This is a genomic window from Gilliamella sp. Pas-s95 (assembly GCF_009795795.1).
Taxonomy (GTDB): Bacteria; Pseudomonadota; Gammaproteobacteria; order Enterobacterales; family Orbaceae; genus Gilliamella; species Gilliamella bombicola.
This window is the reverse complement of the sequence record NZ_WTFC01000081.1, coordinates 1-476: the sequence shown is the minus strand read 5'-3', so window position 1 is coordinate 476 and position 476 is coordinate 1. Positions and strand designations below refer to the sequence as shown.

Below are 476 nucleotides of genomic sequence, written 5' to 3'. Positions count from 1 at the left end.
CTCTGATTGCCTAGGCATCCACCGTGTACGCTTAATTTCTTAACCTTACAACTCACAGTTGTCTTGGTTTTAATTACGCTTTTTTTCTCTTTCTTTATGTCTCTACCTTTATCAATTCAATCCAACTAATCGTTATCACTGACGTTTAATTAAATAACTCAATAAATGCATTACACAAGAACGAGAACTCGTTTCTTTCAGCTTGTTCCTAATTGTTAAAGAGCTTTATCTTTCTATTCACTTAATAATAAATATAAGTAAATACAAACATAATTTTTTTAAGAAATAACTTCATCACTTATTATGGCGTCCCCTAGGGGATTCGAACCCCTGTTACCGCCGTGAAAGGGCGATGTCCTAGGCCTCTAGACGAAGGGGACTTAATTATTTCTCTTCTAAACAAACAATCTGTGTGAACACTTACGAGCTCTTCGTAAGGAGGTGATCCAACCGCAGGTTCCCCTACGGTTACCTTG

1 tRNA gene is annotated in these 476 nt (G+C 37.2%); it reads right to left on the bottom strand.

The features are described 5' to 3' along the window. Positions 1-304: 304 nt before the first annotated feature. A tRNA-Glu gene (locus GQ598_RS10920) sits at positions 305-380 on the bottom strand. Positions 381-476: the final 96 nt, after the last annotated feature.